Raw genomic sequence first — 14053 nt, forward strand, 5'->3', positions numbered from 1 at the left:
CTCAGCCGCCGTGGTCGTGGCCCGGCATCGGAAGCAGCCGTGACACGCTGTCTTCGGTGCCGGGTGCGACGATGACGAACTGGCCCATCATCCCTTTGTCCTCGTGGCGCAGGATGTGGCAGTGGTACATGTAGGGCGCCGCCGGATCCGCGTGGCGCCCGAATTCGACGGCGAGTTTCACGGTGGCCTGCTTCGGCACGTAGACGGTGTCCTTGGGGCCGCTCAGATAGGCGGGCGGCGGCGCGCCGTTGATTTCCAGTACCCGGAACGCGACTTCGTGGATGTGGAAGTTGTGCGTGTAGGTCGTGTTGTGGATCTCCCAGATTTCACGCGCGCCGGCCGCGACGACCTCGTCGATCCGCGTCATGTCCATGTCCTTGTCGTTGATCTCCGAACCGGTCAAGGTCATGCGCCGGACGCGGGCGCCCGGTGGTGCCTCGGGCAAGGCGGCCGAGGAGAGCCGCGCGGGCAACGGTGACTCGTCCCGTCGCGGTCCCGCCGCGATGATCTTGAGCAGATCGAAGTCGCCCTCCTCGATGTCCGTCGCCGCCTCGGTGCGCTCGCCGACGCTCCGGAGGACCACCTGCTCCCCGGGAGCGAAGGAGGCGACGATCTCCAGCCGTTCGCCGGGGCTGAGGACCGCCCGCCGGACGGCCGCCGGGCCGGGCAGGAGGCCACCGTCGGTGCCGATCACGTGGAACTCGCGGCCGTCGGCGAATTCGAGGAAGTAGATCCGGGCGTTCGACGCGTTCAGCACCCGGAACCGGATCCGGCCGGCGGGTACCTCGACGAACGGATCGAACGTGCCGTTGACCAGGATCGTTTCGCCGATCAACCCGAAGGTGCCATCGAAGTTCTCCACGAGCCGTCCGTCGGAGTCGAGGTGCTTGTCCTGGAGGATCAGGGGGATGTCGTCCACGCCGTAGTCCGACGGCAGGCCGGGAGCGGCCGCCTCGGGGTCCACGATCTGGATCATCCCCGCCAGGCCCCGGTAGACGTGGCGGGCGGTCTGTTCGTGCGGATGCGGGTGGTACCAGCCGGTGGCGGCGGGCTGGTCGACCGTCCACTCCGGACGCCAGGTCGCCTCCGGAGCGATCGTCTGATGTGGACCGCCGTCCATCCGCGCCGGCAGGCGCATCCCGTGCCAGTGCAGGGTGGTCGGCTCGCCGATCCGGTTGGTGACGGCCATCGCCACCCGGTCGCCGCGGCGCATGCGCAGCGTCGGGCCGAGGTGGTCGCCGTTGATCCCCCACGTGCTCGCCCGCCTGCCCGGGATCAGTTCGGTGCTTCCCGTACGGAGGGTGAGCTCGAACCGGCGGATACCGGAGGCGTCCAGTTCCGGCGACAGCAGCGGCGGCACCCGCAGGCGGTTGGCGAACGCTCCCGGCCGATGAGCGGTCCCCGGCGAACAGCCCGCGACGACGGTACCGGCGGCCACGAGCGCGCCGAGCTTCAAGAAGGAACGTCGGTCCATGCCGCGATGATCTCGGCGAGCGGGCGCCCCGCGCGTCGGCCGGGAACGGTATTCCGGGAGATCCGACCGGCGCGGTAGGTCATCCCGGCGCGGTAGGCCGATCGCCTGTCACGGGCGGACGCGCGGCGGGGCGGATTCGGCCAGAGTCGCCACCATGAGAAAACTCGTCACGACGGCGATCGCCGTCACCGCTTTCCTGACCGGTTCACCCGCGCTGGCCGAGCCGGGCGGACTCGATCTCACCGTCACCCAAGCGGGTTTCACCGCACCATCGACCGTCCGTGCGGACGTCCTCACCCTGTCGGTGCGGTCGGAAGATCCGGCGGGCGCGTGGGTGGGCCTGGTGCGGCTGCGCCCGGGAGTCGCGCTCGAAACCTATACGCGGCACCTGAAACAGGCGATGTCCGACGACCCCGCCGACGTGATGGCGGGTGGCAGGGCCGTCACCGCCGACGCGGAGATGTTCGGCGGTGTCGCCGTGGGCGGCGTCCCGGCGGCGGCCGAGATCGCCGTGTCCCCCGGTGACTACCACCTGGTGGATTTCCGTGACGTCGCCGAGCCGGACTTCCTCTCGCGGATCCGGCCGCTGCGGATCAGCGCGGGGACGTCGCCGAAAGCGACCAAGGCGACGGCGGCGATCATCGCGACCGACAACGGATTCCTCGCGCCGCGTTCCCTCACCTCCGGCGCGCCGGTGTTCGTGCTCAACGCGTCCGGCCAGTTCACCGAAGCCATGCTGCTGCCGGTGCGGCCGGGGACCGCGCTCGCCGACCTCGACGCCTTCTTCGCCCGCACCGGGCCGAGCCCGTTCACCGGCCGCCCGACGGGGGTCGTTCCGCTGTCGCCGTGGCGTTCGGCGATACTCACCACGGCGCTTCCTCCCGGCGAGTACGCGCTGGTCACCTGGGTGCGCGACCTGCGCACCGGGGAACCGCTGGCGCTGCGCGGCGCACGTGCCCTGGTGCGCGTTGCCTGACATCACAGGGGTCCTGATGAGCGTGAGACGACCCACCGCGGCCGAGACCGCGACCGGGATGGGCGTCGCGGCGCTCGTGGCCGTCTCGGCGGTGACGCGGATCGGGCCGAGCGGACCGGAAGGGACGCTCGGCCCGGCCGGTGCCGTCCTGCTCGTCCTGCTGGCCGCGCTGATCACCGCGCGCCGGATCTTCCCGTTCGGGGTACTGGTGGCCGTCAACGCGGTCGTCGCGGCGTGGTTCGCCCTCGATTGCCCCGGCAGGCTGATCACGGTGGCGGCGCTGATCGCCTGCTACACCGTCGCGGCCGAACGCGGCTGGCGGCTCGGCGCGGCGGCCTGGGCGGTCACCGCCGCGGTGTCGACGGTCGTGGTGCACGGAACCCTTGCCGTGGCGTGGTTCGACGACCGGGCGGTGAACGCGCTTTCGCTGGAACTGGCCGCGGTGGCGCTCGGTTCCGCGGTCCACTACCACCGCGCGTACGCCAAGGGCGCACGGGAAGAGGCACTGCGGCTGCGGTTGCGGGAAGCCGAACAACGGCTGGAGATCGCCCGCGAACTGCACGACGTGGTCGGCCACACCATGGTGACGATCAGCGTGCAGGCCGGCGTCGCGACCCATGTGCTGGAGCGGAACCCGGACCAGGGCGCGGCCGCGCTGCGCACCATCAAGACGATCAGCGACGAGGGGCTGGCCGAGGTCCAAGCGTTGCTCGGCATGCTGCGCGTCGACGGGGCCGCGGCCGACCGTGGCGGCCTCGCCCGGCTGGAAACCCTGCTGGACGTGACGAGGGCGACCGGTTTCCCGGTGGAACTGGTGGTGCGGGGCGAACGCCGCTCCTTGCCGCCGCGGGTGGACCTGGCCGCGTTCCGGACCGTCCAGGAAGCGCTGACGAACGCGCGGCGGCACGCGCGGCCGACGTCGATCCGGGTCTCGCTGCTCTATGGTGACGACGTGCTGGAGATCGGGGTTCGCAACGACGGAGCGGGGGAAAGCGCCTCGTCTCCCACCGGTGGCAACGGGATCACCGGGCTGCGCTCGCGGGCCACGGATTTGGGCGGCACCCTGCACGCGACGCGGACCGGTGACACGTTCGAGGTCACGGCCACGCTCCCCGCACCGGCGGTGGACCGCTGATGCCGGTCCGGGTGCTGATCGCCGACGACCAGTCCCTGGTCCGGGCGGGTTTCCGGGTGCTGGTGGAATCCGAGGACGACATGGAGGTCGTCGGTGAGGCCGGAGACGGTGCCGCCGCGGCCGCCCTCGCCGAGCGGCTCCGCCCGGACGTGGTCCTGATGGACGTGCAGATGCCCGGCACCGACGGGATCGAGGGCATCCGGCGCATCACCGCGAATCCGGAACTGTCGGCGGTGCGCGTCCTCATCCTCACCACTTTCGACACCGAGGAGTACGCGGTCGCGGGTATCACCGCGGGCGCGAGCGGCTTCCTGCTCAAGAACACCGCGCCCGCCCAGCTCCTGCACGGCATCCGGGTGGTGGCGGGTGGTGAGGAGCTGCTGGCCCCCGGGCTGACCCGCAGGCTGATCGCGCGGCTCGTCACCCCCGCGCGGGCGACGGTGGACGACACGGTGTTCGCCGAACTCACCGTGCGGGAACGGGAAGTCGTCGCGCTCGTCGCCGAGGGGCTGAGCAACGCGGAGATCACCGCCCGGTTGTTCATCAGCATGGCGACGACCAAGACCCACGTCAGCCGCGCGCTGAGCAAACTCGGCGCGCGCGACCGGGCTCAGCTGGTCGCCATGGCCTATCAACACGGCCTGGTCAGCCCACCCGAGCCCGGCCGGTGAACTAGTCGCGCCCCTCGACGCGATAGGTCACGTGAACCGCGCCCCCGCCCGCGGCCGCGCTCACCTGAACGAGGGACGCGGGATTCACGCCCTCGAACAAGCGGGTGCCGCCGCCGACCATCTCGGGCACGATATGCAGCCGCAATTCGTCGACGTCGCCGCCGGCGAGCGCCTGCTGGACGACCGAAGCCCCGCCCGCGATCACGACGTCACGCCCGGCCGCCGTTTCGTGTGCCCGCCGGAGCGCCTCCTCGACCCCGGTGACGAACGAGAACCGGGTCGGTCCCTTCACCAGATCGGGTCCGGGACGATGCGTGACGACGTACACCGGCATCCCCCAGGTCCCGTCCTCGCCCCACAGCCCGATGCCGACGTCGAACAGTGTCCTGCCGATGACGAACGCGCCGGTGTTCTCGAACATCACCCTGGCCGCCGCCTTGTCGACGTCGTCCGGATCCTCCATGCTCCACGCGGTGAGCCGCTGTCCCGCGGTCCCGAACGGCGCGTCCACACCGACGCCTTCGCCCGCCACGTATCCGTCCAGCGACGGGCTGATGTCGACGATCGTCTTCCCCACCGGGGCCTCCCTTGTCCGTTTCCCCGATTGTGGGCACGGGGGCGGGCGCATACATCCGTCCACAGCGGTACATCCGGCCGTACCCCGTGAGGATGACGGTCACCTCCCGAAAGACCCGACCAGTGCTTCGGGAGCTTCGCGCGTCGCGTAGAGCTTCCAGAAGGCGTCGGCGAAGACGTCCGGGTGGATCACCTCGGGCTCGAAGTCCATCGGGCTCGCCGTGAGCGCCTGGTGCGGCACGCTGCCCTCGATGAGTGCGCCGACGTTGACGGCTCCGGCATAGACCCCCTTCTCCGCGAGCACGGCGTTCAGGTTGTGGAAGTAGTTCCGCAGCGCTGCCTGCGCCATCCCGACGTTGCCGAGAAAGGGCGCCGGGTACAGGCCGGATTGCCCGGCGGTGAACAGGATCGCGCCATCGCCCCGCTCGGTCATGGCAGGCAGCACGGCCCGCACGAGTGCCACCGCGGACACCAGGAACCGGTCGAGGACGAGCCGGAGGTTCTCCGGATCCACGTCGAGCACCGGCACGATGCCCTCGCCCATGGTCCCGCCGCCGGGGTTGAACGCGACCGCGTCGATCCGGCCGATGGCGGTGACGGCGGACGCGATCTGGGCAGGCTCGTAGACGTCGGCGACGAAGCCGTTCGCCTCGATGCCGTCACGGGCGAGTTCGGCGACGAGCGCGTCGAGATTCTCGGTGGTGCGCGCGACGAGGGCGGTCCGGAAACCCTCGGGGGCGAACCGGCGTGCGAGTGAAAGCCCCAGCACCGGTCCGGCGCCGAAGATCGCGAGTGTCTTGGTCATGTGTCCTCCAGAGAATTAAGTTGAGGTCTTCCTCAATTTATACCGGTAACTTGAGGATGTCTTCAACTTGACTACGATGCGGTCATGACCAAACCCCTGCGGAAGGACGCCCAGCGCAACCGCGACTTGCTGGTCGAGGCCGCCAGGGGGCTCTACGCCGAGCGCGGTCTCGACGTCGCGCTCGAAGAGATCGCCAAGACCGCGGGCGTCAGCATCGGCACGCTGTACAACCACTTCCCCCAGCGCGCGGACCTGGTGAACGCCGTGTTCGCCGACCGGACCGAGACCGTCGCGAAGCTGGCCGAACACGCGCTCTCCCTCGACGACGCCTGGGTCGGATTGACCTCCTTCGTCGAACGGGTCTGCGAATTGCAGGCAGCCGACCGCGGCTACAACGAACTCGCCTCGACGCGTCCGCCGCAGGCCGAAGATCTCGAACGCGGCTACGAACTCATGACGCGGATCGTCGACCGCGCCAAGGAGAGCGGCGCCCTGCGCGCCGATTTCACGCTCGAGGACATGGCCTTCGTGACCTGGGGGATCGCTCGTACCGTCGAGGCGACCGCGGCCGTCCGGCCGGAGGTGTGGCGCCGCCATCTCGCGCTGCTGTTCGACGGAATGCGGGCGCCCGCCGCGAACCCGTTACCGGAGCCCCCGCTGCGGCCCGCCGAACTGGCCCGCATCATGGGCGGCTGCGGCTGAGGGCAACCCTCCGCCCCTCCGGCGCGTGTTCACTCCGGAGGGGAACCCATGAAGACGAAACTCTTGCTCGCCGCCCTGACCTTGTTCGTGACGACGGCCTGTTCCGGGGAGCCACCGCCGGCCCCCGCGACGGTCACCGTCACCCCGCCGTCCTCGGCGCCTGCCGCGCCGGACGCCAAGACCGTCGCTTGGCTCGACGGAGTGTGCGGCGCGGTGTACGGCTACATGAAGGCTTCCAACGACTACGTGAGCAAGCAGCGCTCGGGCACGGAGGTGACCCGCGTCGCGCTGAAGGAAGAACTCGGGGTCCGCGCGGGGTTCGCGGGCAAGGTCGTCGACGACCTGACCGCGCTGCCCCCGTCGCCGATTCCCGGCGGCGACGCGGTGATGAAGTCCCTTGTGGACCAATACGCCGCCGCGAGGGACGCGGCGACCGCGGGAAAGCAGCGGTTGGAGAACTCCGGGAACGGAGCCGCCATGGACGCGGCCATCAAGGCGATGGACGCCACGCAGAAACCGCTCACGGAAACCCCCGACCTCATGCCCGCGCTCAAAATCGACACGCAGGAGCTGATGGCCGCCGCGGCCGAAGCCAAGAAGTGCGTGCCCGCTTAGGCTTTCCGGGCCCGTCAGGCGGAGGTTGCGAAAGCCACTTTCGCAACCTTCAACGTTGCGAAAGTGGCTTTCGCAACACGCCACCTTGCCTCACCGCGCCATTCAGGCGGGCGGAGTGAAACCGGGCGGCATCACCATCGGCCGCCCGGCGTTCAACCCACCGTCGACGAGAACCGAAGTCCCGGTCAGGTAGCCGAAATCCGACGACGCCAAAGCAACGACCGCCGAAGCGATCTCACCGGCCTCCCCCATCCGCGGCAGACCATGGACGTTCAACGGCCCCCAAGCCTTCTTGAACTGTGCCCACGAATCGTCCGGAATACCCGGAGGCCGCACCAGCCGGGTGTCGGTCGTGCCCGGATCGATCGACAGCACCCGGATGCCCTTCGCCCCGTAGTCCAACGCCGCCGCGCGCACGAGACCCTGCACGGCGCGTTTGCTCGACGTGTAGGCGGCGTGCCCCGGCCTGGTCTGGTCGGCCTGCGCCGAAGCGGTGCAGACGATCACCCCGCCGCCCGCCTCCAGCAGATGCGGCACCTCGTACTTGATCGAGAGGAACACGCCCCGCGCGTTGGTGCGCTGCACGTCCTCCCATTCGTCGACGGAGATCTCGTGCAGCGGCTTGCCGAGATGGATCCCGGCGTTGTTGAACGCGATGTCGAGCCTGCCGTACCGGCGTGCGACGCCGTCCACGAAGGCCTGCACCTGTTCGGGGACCCGGACGTCCGCCCGGAAATAGGTCGCCTCCCCGCCCGCGCGGCGGATCTCCCGTTCGACCCCGCGGCCGAGTTCTTCCCGCCTGCCACAGAAACCGACCTTGGCCCCGGCCGCGGCGAAGGCGATGGCCGTCTCGCGCCCGATCCCCGACGTCGCCCCGGTGACGATCACGACCTTGCCCGCGAACCGCCGCCGGTCTTCCCCCGCCGTGGCCGTGTTCGCCGCCAGCATCGCGACACCGGCCGCCGCCGCACCCCCGAGCACCGCGCGCCTGCCCACTGCTTCGCCCACAGTTCCCTCCAGATGGATAGTCATACTTTCCAAAACAGAAAGTAGGACTATCCGTCTGAGAGGCCTCTCAAGAATCGAGCTCCGGCGTGATCCCGCCCGCCGCGGCCAGCGCGCGATGCAGCGCCAGCTCCGCCGTCGGTCCCTCGGCCAGCACGATCCCGGTGCACGACCGCTGATCCGCGAGATGCCGGATCTCGTCGCCGGGGCTCGCCGTCGGATACCACTCCGGCGCGCCGGGCAGACCGGGCAACCTGTCGAGCCCCGACCAGCCCTTCAGCACGCCTTCCTCGGCCGGGTACGCCAGGACGAACCCGATCCCCGGCCCGCCCCCGATCCGCTGGGTGAGCAGGGCGGGTTCCTCGCCCAGCGCCATGGCGATCATCGCGGAATAGACGTTGGTGCCCAACGATCGGCACAACGCCTCGCCGAGCATCGCCCCGCCGATCCGGATGTTGATCTCGACGACCTCCGGGCCGTCGGCGGTGAGCACGAATTCGGTGTGCGCGAAGCCCTGCTCGTGCCCGGCCGCCTTGAGCACGCGGCCGATCCAGTCGGCGAGCCCGGCGTACTCGGCCTCGGGGAAGGCCACCGGGAACGCGGCGGCTTCCTCACGCCGGACGGGTTCGGGCGAGAGCTGGCGGGAGAGGATCCCGAGCAGCCGCGTCCTTCCCTGCCAGGTCACGGTTTCCGCGCTGTAGAGCGGTCCGGCGAAATACGGTTCGGCGATCAGATGCCCCTTGAGCGGCGTCGTCTTCGCCTCCAGCCTGGCCCGGCCGAGTTCGGCCTGATCGCGGACGAGCCACACACCCCGCGACGACGTTCCCGAAGAATCCTTGACCACCAAGGGAAAACCAAGTTCCTCGGCGACCATGACCGGCACCGGCCTGCCGCGGGTGAGCCCGTGTTCGTACAGCCGATCGCGCACCGCGCCCTTGTCCCGCAGCACCCGCACGGCGGCCGCGTCCGGGCCGGGCAGGCCGAGCCGGGCGGTGAGTTCCGCCCCGGGCAGCGCCCAGGTGTCGGTCGAGTTGATAATCCCGGCGAGGTCCGGGATGGCCCGCAACGCGGTTTCGCAGGCCGCGATGTCGGTGGTGTCGATGTCGACGACCTCGACCCGGTCCGGCCCGAGCGTACCGAGTTCGTAGCGGTAGATGTCGCGATTTCCGGTGAACAGCACCAGCTTCCGCCCGGCCTCCGCCGCCGCGTCGGCGAGCCTGCCCAAGCCGAAGGTGAGTGCTTCCAGCAGGACGACGGTCACGACACCCGCTCCTTCCGGTACGACGGTTGCACGGGTATCCCGAACCGGCGGCGTCGCCAGTCCATCGCCGCCCACGGCAGGGCGAGTTCGTCCAGTGAGGCGATCTCGCGCGGCGCGAGGCCCGCCGGGTCGACTGCCTCCCGGTGACGGGCGAAAACCCTTGCCGTGTAACGGTGACCGGTGTCCGCGCCGATCACGACATGGGTCCGCTCCGGATTCCGCGCCGCCTCCCAGCCCGCGACGAGATACGCCGCCCCCGTGGAGAGCCCGGCGAACACGGCATGGTCACGCATCAGGCCGACGGTCGCGGCCATGGCGTGCACGAAATCCAGCCAGTGGATCCTGTCGTACAGCTCGTGGTCCACGTTGCCGAACGGGATGGCGGAGCCGATCCCCGCGATGATCGCGTCCGGATCGGTGAACCGTTCACTGCCGAAGGTGACGCTGCCGAACGGCTGGACCCCGGTCAGCCGCACGTCCGGATCACGTTCACGCAGCGAGCGCGCGATCCCGCCGGTCGACGCGCCGGTGCCCACACTGCCGACGACGGTGATCGGCCCGGACGGCAGCGCGCGGGCGACGAGATCGGCGACCTCGGCGTAGCCCAGGTAATGCACGGGGTCGTGGTACTGGCGCATCCAGTGCATGTCCGGATGACGTTCCAGCAATTCGTGCACGCGAGCGACCCGGCGCCGCTGATCGAGGCGGAGATCGTCCGACGGCGGCATCTGGTCCACCGTCGCACCGAGGATCTCCAGCTGCGAGCGCATGGTGAGGTCGACGGTCGTGGACGCGACGATATGGCAGCGCAAGCCGTAACGGTGGCAGGCCATCGCCAGCGCGAGCGCGTAGATCCCGCTGGAGCTGTCGATCAGTGTCTGTCCTTTTCGGACGGTGCCGTCGGCAAGCAGCGACCGGACCGCGCCGAGCGCCGCGTAGACCTTGAGGGTCTCGAAGCGGATCAGCACGACGTTCGGTTCGAGCCGGATCAACGCGGGTGTCTTGATCGCGTCGGTGACGTGGTCGTGGACCAGCGCGGACATCGCGGTCACCGGCCGATCGAGCGCAGGTACGCGGCCAGCGATTCGGCGCCCGCCGCGTTGCGCGGGCCGCTCACGAGGTCCCCGTAGGAGATGACGTGGAACCGGTTGTCGCGCACGGCGGGCGTGTTCTTGAGCTGTGGCGAGGATTTGACGAACGCGATCTTGTCCTGCGCGGGCTGGTCGGCGTAGTCCACCACGACGATCACCTCGGGTTCGGCCTTGACCACCGCTTCCCAGCCGACACTCCCCCAGCCGTCCCGCAGCTCGCGGAAGACGTTCGTGCCGCCCGCCGCGTCGATGATGTCGTTGGGGGCGGCGTGTTTCCCGGACGTGAAGGGCTGGTCGGTGCCCGAGTCGTAGACGAAGACCTTGGCGGGCGGTGTCTTCGGCGCTCCGGCGCGGACCTTGTCGAAGCGCCCCTTGAGTTCCGTGACCAGCTCGTCGGCCCGCTGCCGGACGCCGAAGATGTCGCCGAGATTGCGCAGGTCGGTGTAGAGCGCCTCGAGCGGCGTCACCTCCGACTTCGCCGCCGGGTACTCCCAGCAGGTCTCGGTGTGCAGATAGCTCCGGATGCCGACCTGTTCCAGCAGTTTGGGAGTGATGCCGCGTTCCTCGCTGAACCCGGAGTTCCAGCCCGCGATCACCCAATCCGCCTTGGCGTCGACCAGGATCTCGCGGGTGACCCTCGATGTGCCGAGCCGCTCGACCTTGGCGTAGTCGTCCTTCCACGGCGAACCGGCGATCGACGGATCGCCCAGCGAATTCATCACGTAACCGCGCATCCGGCCGGCGAGCCCGAGCGCGAACAGCTTCTCCGCACCGGAAACGTCGTAGGCCACCGGACGTTGCGGCGCGGGGAAGGTGACTTCCGCGCCGCAGTTGGTCACCGTGGCCTGTGCCGGCGCGGCCGGCCCGGCCTCGACCTGGGCACCGCAGGCGCTCAGGAGCAGCGCCGCGGCGAAGAGCGCGGTCACCCTGGACGGCTTCATCGTGTGATCCCCTCGGTTTCCTCGGCGGGAAGGTCGTAAAGCAGCTGGAGCGCCCCGGTCACGGGATGGGTCACCTGGGTGACCTCGACGCCGAACACGGCGCGGACCGTTTCCGGCGTGAGCACCTCGGCCGGAGTGCCGCAGGCGGCGAGCGATCCGCCGCGCAGCAACGCGATCCGGTGACAGACGGCGGCGGCGAGGTTGAGGTCGTGCAGCGCGACCAGCACGGTGAGCCCGCAGTCACGCAGGAACTTCAGCAGTTCCACCTGGTGGCGGACGTCGAGATGGTTCGTCGGCTCGTCGAGGACCAGCACCTGCGGTTCCTGGACGAGCGCCCTCGCCACCAGGACGCGCTGGCGTTCGCCCCCCGAGAGGGTCAGCACGCTGCGCCGGGCGAGATGGGTGATGTCCATCCGCCCCAACGCTTCCCGGCACAGCGCGCGTTCACGGGCCGAGAGCCGGAGGTTGCCGCGCTGATGCGGCGAACGCCCGAGCGCGACGACCTCCTCGACGGTGAAGTCCAGATCCGCCCGGCTGTCCTGGGTGAGCGCGGCGATCCGGCGGGCGGTGTCACGCAGCCCCTGCTCGGCGAGGTCGGTCCCGTCGAGCAGGACCGCGCCGCCGGACGGCGACAGCGCCCGGTAGACACAACGCAACGCCGTCGATTTGCCGCTCCCGTTGGGGCCGAGCAGTCCGACGACCTCGCCCGCGCCGACGTCCAAGCACAGCTCCCGGATCAGCGTCGACCCGGCCACCTCGACGGAAAGTTCACGCAGCGACAGCATCAGCGGCCTCCGAACGCGTAGCCGCGGCGCCGCATCACGACGAGGAACACCGGAACGCCGATCAGCGCGGTGATCACGCCGAGCGGCAGTTCCTCGGGCGCGACGAGCGTGCGGGCCAGCAGATCGACCCACACCAGGAAGACCGCGCCCACCAACGGCGCCAGCGCCAGCACCCGGCGATGCCCCGAACCGGCGATCATCCGCACCACGTGCGGCAGGACCAGCCCGACGAACCCGATCGAACCGCTGACCGCCACGAGCAGGCCGGTGACCACCGCGGTGAGCAGGAACAGCCAGCGGCGCAAGGCGGCGGCGTCGGTGCCGAGGCTCATCGCGGTCTCGTCGCCCATGGACAGGACGTCGAGCGCGGTGCCGTAGCGCAGCAGGACCACGACGGCGACCGCGACCCCGAGTGCGGCCAGCGGCAGCGAGGCCCACGTCGCCGCGCCGAGGCTGCCGAGCAACCAGAACAGCACGGTCTGCGCGGCCTGGCCGTTCGGCGACAGGTAGACGAGCACGCTCATCACGGCCTGGAAGGCATATGTGAGCGCGACGCCGGTGAGCACGAGACGCAACGGCGTCAGACCGAATTTGCTGCGGGCGGCGAGATAGACGATCGCCGTCGCGCCCAGCGCGCCGAGGAAGGCCGCCGTCGACAACGCCAGCACGCCGAGCCCGGCGAACAGGCCGAACACCACGACGGCCGCGGCGCCGACCGAGGCGCCCGACGAGATCCCGAGCACGAACGGATCGGCGAGGGCGTTGCGGACCAGGGCCTGTACCGCGACGCCGACCACCGCGAGCCCCGCGCCGACCACGGCCGCCAGCAGCACCCGCGGGGTGCGGACCTGCCAGACGATCGAGTACCCGGTGACCTCGTCGCCGGTGATGGTGCCGCCGGTGATCGCCTTTCCCAGGTAGCGCAGGACATCCGTGAGCGCGACGGTGGACGGGCCGAGCGCGATGCCCGCGACCAGCGAGAGCAGGAGCGCGGCCGACAGCGCGATCACCGGGCCGGTGAGCCGGAGCGGACGCGCGGTGTCGTCATCCGGTTCCGCGAAGAGGCGGAGAGGTTCAGCCGTCACGTTCACCGCGCACGATCAGGCGGCGCGCGTGGTTGTCGTACGGCGAGCCGTCGAAGTCACCGAAGCATTCGACGCCGGTGAAGCCCGCCGTCTCGAACAGCGCCTTCAGTTCCGCGGCGCTGTAAAGGAAGGAGACGATCGACGCCTGCTTCGCCTCGCCGTCGCGGACCAGCGTCCACTCGGTCCTGAGCCGGGTCCAGTCGTCGAGAATGGTGTCGCGCATGAACACCGTCCCGCCGTCGACGTCGACCGCCTTCGGGCGGCCGACCCAGCCGGCCAGCACCTCCTTGCCGAGCACGTCGACCAGCAGCCTCCCACCGGGCGCGAGGCTGGCGTAGGCGTTGCGCAGCACTGTGAGGTTGTCGCCGGGCTCGGTGAAGTAGCCGAACGACGTGTACATGTTGACGATCAGGTCGTACGCGGCGGGTTCGGTGTATTCGAGCATGTCGGCCTGGATGAGCTTCGCGGCGACTCCCGCGTTTTCGCAGGCTTCGCGCGCGCGTTCGAGCATCGCCGGGCTGAGATCGACGCCGGTCACGTCCGCGCCCCGCTTCGCCAGCGGCACGACGTGGATCGCCGGGCCGCACGCCAGATCGAGCACCTTCGCGCCGTCGGCGACTTCGAGCAGCGGTGACGTGGCCGTCAGGCGTTCGGCCTCTTCGGCCCGGCTGGGCGGGAACATCACGTCCGCGAAGCCGACCCACAGGTCGTCGTCCTCGTACCAGTGCATCTCTCTCCGCTCGCCGGGCCGCACGATTCAGCCCCACAAGTCGTCGAAAGGTCGTCTTCGGTTCCCGGCTCCGCCGGCTTTCTCGTGGAGTGATCACGGAAGGCGTGTTCGGGGCGCTCCGTGAAGGCCTCCTTGCCTGACCTGAAGCGCGTGAAGGCCCCCTTCCCTCGGCTGAGCCGAGGGAAGGGGGCCTTCACGCGC

The 14053-nt window shown here is 70.1% G+C and carries 15 protein-coding genes; 5 read left to right on the top strand and 10 right to left on the bottom strand.

Going from position 1 to position 14053, the window contains the following annotated elements:
* Position 1 precedes the first annotated feature (1 nt).
* Positions 2-1474, bottom strand: a complete 1473-nt coding sequence (locus tag ACOCEP_RS03925; RefSeq protein ID WP_482335805.1) for a multicopper oxidase domain-containing protein — start codon at positions 1472-1474, stop codon at positions 2-4.
* 154 nt (positions 1475-1628) lie between these two features.
* On the opposite strand from ACOCEP_RS03925, the gene ACOCEP_RS03930 reads away from it, so the two are divergent.
* From ACOCEP_RS03930 to ACOCEP_RS03940, 3 genes are read left to right on the top strand one after another with little or no spacing between them, the layout of a single operon-like run.
* Complete coding sequence (locus ACOCEP_RS03930; RefSeq protein WP_482335806.1) at positions 1629-2450, top strand: hypothetical protein; 822 nt, start codon at positions 1629-1631, stop codon at positions 2448-2450.
* Between the two features lie 16 nt (positions 2451-2466).
* On the top strand, positions 2467-3585 hold the full coding sequence (locus ACOCEP_RS03935) for a sensor histidine kinase (RefSeq protein WP_482335808.1): 1119 nt from the start codon (positions 2467-2469) through the stop codon (positions 3583-3585).
* On the top strand, positions 3585-4256 hold the full coding sequence (locus ACOCEP_RS03940) for a response regulator (RefSeq protein WP_482335809.1): 672 nt from the start codon (positions 3585-3587) through the stop codon (positions 4254-4256). Before ACOCEP_RS03935 ends, ACOCEP_RS03940 begins: the two co-directional genes overlap by 1 nt.
* A 1-nt stretch (position 4257) precedes the next feature.
* Here ACOCEP_RS03940 and ACOCEP_RS03945 read toward each other — a convergent pair whose 3' ends face one another.
* Positions 4258-4833 (bottom strand): dihydrofolate reductase family protein, encoded by a 576-nt coding sequence (locus ACOCEP_RS03945; protein WP_482335810.1) that lies wholly within the window; start codon positions 4831-4833, stop codon positions 4258-4260.
* 99 nt (positions 4834-4932) lie between these two features.
* On the bottom strand, positions 4933-5637 hold the full coding sequence (locus tag ACOCEP_RS03950; RefSeq protein ID WP_482335811.1) for an SDR family NAD(P)-dependent oxidoreductase: 705 nt from the start codon (positions 5635-5637) through the stop codon (positions 4933-4935).
* Positions 5638-5721: 84 nt separating this feature from the next.
* Between ACOCEP_RS03950 and ACOCEP_RS03955 the strand changes: the two genes are divergently transcribed.
* Entirely contained in the window at positions 5722-6339 is a 618-nt protein-coding gene (locus ACOCEP_RS03955; RefSeq protein ID WP_482335812.1) for a TetR/AcrR family transcriptional regulator, read from the top strand.
* A gap of 48 nt (positions 6340-6387) precedes the next feature.
* Complete coding sequence (locus ACOCEP_RS03960) at positions 6388-6954, top strand: hypothetical protein (protein ID WP_482335814.1); 567 nt, start codon at positions 6388-6390, stop codon at positions 6952-6954.
* Positions 6955-7056: 102 nt separating this feature from the next.
* On the opposite strand, the gene ACOCEP_RS03965 is transcribed toward ACOCEP_RS03960, so the two are convergent.
* The 7 genes from ACOCEP_RS03965 to ACOCEP_RS03995 all read right to left on the bottom strand — a co-directional run bounded on the left by ACOCEP_RS03965 (position 7057) and on the right by ACOCEP_RS03995 (position 13852).
* On the bottom strand, positions 7057-7962 hold the full coding sequence (locus tag ACOCEP_RS03965; protein WP_482335815.1) for an SDR family NAD(P)-dependent oxidoreductase: 906 nt from the start codon (positions 7960-7962) through the stop codon (positions 7057-7059).
* Positions 7963-8029: 67 nt separating this feature from the next.
* Positions 8030-9220 (bottom strand): ATP-grasp domain-containing protein, encoded by a 1191-nt coding sequence (locus ACOCEP_RS03970; RefSeq protein WP_482335817.1) that lies wholly within the window; start codon positions 9218-9220, stop codon positions 8030-8032.
* On the bottom strand, positions 9217-10272 hold the full coding sequence (locus tag ACOCEP_RS03975; RefSeq protein WP_482335818.1) for a cysteine synthase family protein: 1056 nt from the start codon (positions 10270-10272) through the stop codon (positions 9217-9219). Before ACOCEP_RS03975 ends, ACOCEP_RS03970 begins: the two co-directional genes overlap by 4 nt.
* Complete coding sequence (locus tag ACOCEP_RS03980) at positions 10269-11252, bottom strand: ABC transporter substrate-binding protein (protein WP_482335820.1); 984 nt, start codon at positions 11250-11252, stop codon at positions 10269-10271. Before ACOCEP_RS03980 ends, ACOCEP_RS03975 begins: the two co-directional genes overlap by 4 nt.
* Positions 11249-12037 carry an ABC transporter ATP-binding protein gene (locus tag ACOCEP_RS03985; RefSeq protein WP_482335822.1) on the bottom strand — a complete coding sequence of 263 codons (789 nt, stop codon included), beginning with the start codon at positions 12035-12037 and terminating at the stop codon, positions 11249-11251. The genes ACOCEP_RS03980 and ACOCEP_RS03985 overlap by 4 nt, the downstream gene beginning before the upstream one ends.
* The gene (locus tag ACOCEP_RS03990; protein WP_482335823.1) at positions 12037-13122 is read right to left on the bottom strand and encodes a FecCD family ABC transporter permease; all 1086 of its coding nucleotides are present in this window, start codon (positions 13120-13122) and stop codon (positions 12037-12039) included. The genes ACOCEP_RS03985 and ACOCEP_RS03990 overlap by 1 nt, the downstream gene beginning before the upstream one ends.
* Complete coding sequence (locus ACOCEP_RS03995; protein WP_482335824.1) at positions 13112-13852, bottom strand: class I SAM-dependent methyltransferase; 741 nt, start codon at positions 13850-13852, stop codon at positions 13112-13114. The genes ACOCEP_RS03990 and ACOCEP_RS03995 overlap by 11 nt, the downstream gene beginning before the upstream one ends.
* Between the last annotated feature and the right edge of the window lie 201 nt (positions 13853-14053).

This window comes from Amycolatopsis sp. CA-211722 (assembly GCF_056828465.1).

Excerpts from the sequence above, each read along its gene's own strand:
- ACOCEP_RS03925 (WP_482335805.1), bottom strand. The coding sequence starts at position 1,474 with ATGGACCGACGTTCCTTCTTGAAGCTCGGCGCGCTCGTGGCCGCCGGT.
- ACOCEP_RS03930 (WP_482335806.1), top strand. The coding sequence starts at position 1,629 with ATGAGAAAACTCGTCACGACGGCGATCGCCGTCACCGCTTTCCTGACC.
- ACOCEP_RS03935 (WP_482335808.1), top strand. The coding sequence starts at position 2,467 with ATGAGCGTGAGACGACCCACCGCGGCCGAGACCGCGACCGGGATGGGC.
- ACOCEP_RS03940 (WP_482335809.1), top strand. The coding sequence starts at position 3,585 with ATGCCGGTCCGGGTGCTGATCGCCGACGACCAGTCCCTGGTCCGGGCG.
- ACOCEP_RS03950 (WP_482335811.1), bottom strand. The coding sequence starts at position 5,637 with ATGACCAAGACACTCGCGATCTTCGGCGCCGGACCGGTGCTGGGGCTT.
- ACOCEP_RS03955 (WP_482335812.1), top strand. The coding sequence starts at position 5,722 with ATGACCAAACCCCTGCGGAAGGACGCCCAGCGCAACCGCGACTTGCTG.
- ACOCEP_RS03960 (WP_482335814.1), top strand. The coding sequence starts at position 6,388 with ATGAAGACGAAACTCTTGCTCGCCGCCCTGACCTTGTTCGTGACGACG.
- ACOCEP_RS03980 (WP_482335820.1), bottom strand. The coding sequence starts at position 11,252 with ATGAAGCCGTCCAGGGTGACCGCGCTCTTCGCCGCGGCGCTGCTCCTG.
- ACOCEP_RS03985 (WP_482335822.1), bottom strand. The coding sequence starts at position 12,037 with ATGCTGTCGCTGCGTGAACTTTCCGTCGAGGTGGCCGGGTCGACGCTG.
- ACOCEP_RS03995 (WP_482335824.1), bottom strand. The coding sequence starts at position 13,852 with ATGCACTGGTACGAGGACGACGACCTGTGGGTCGGCTTCGCGGACGTG.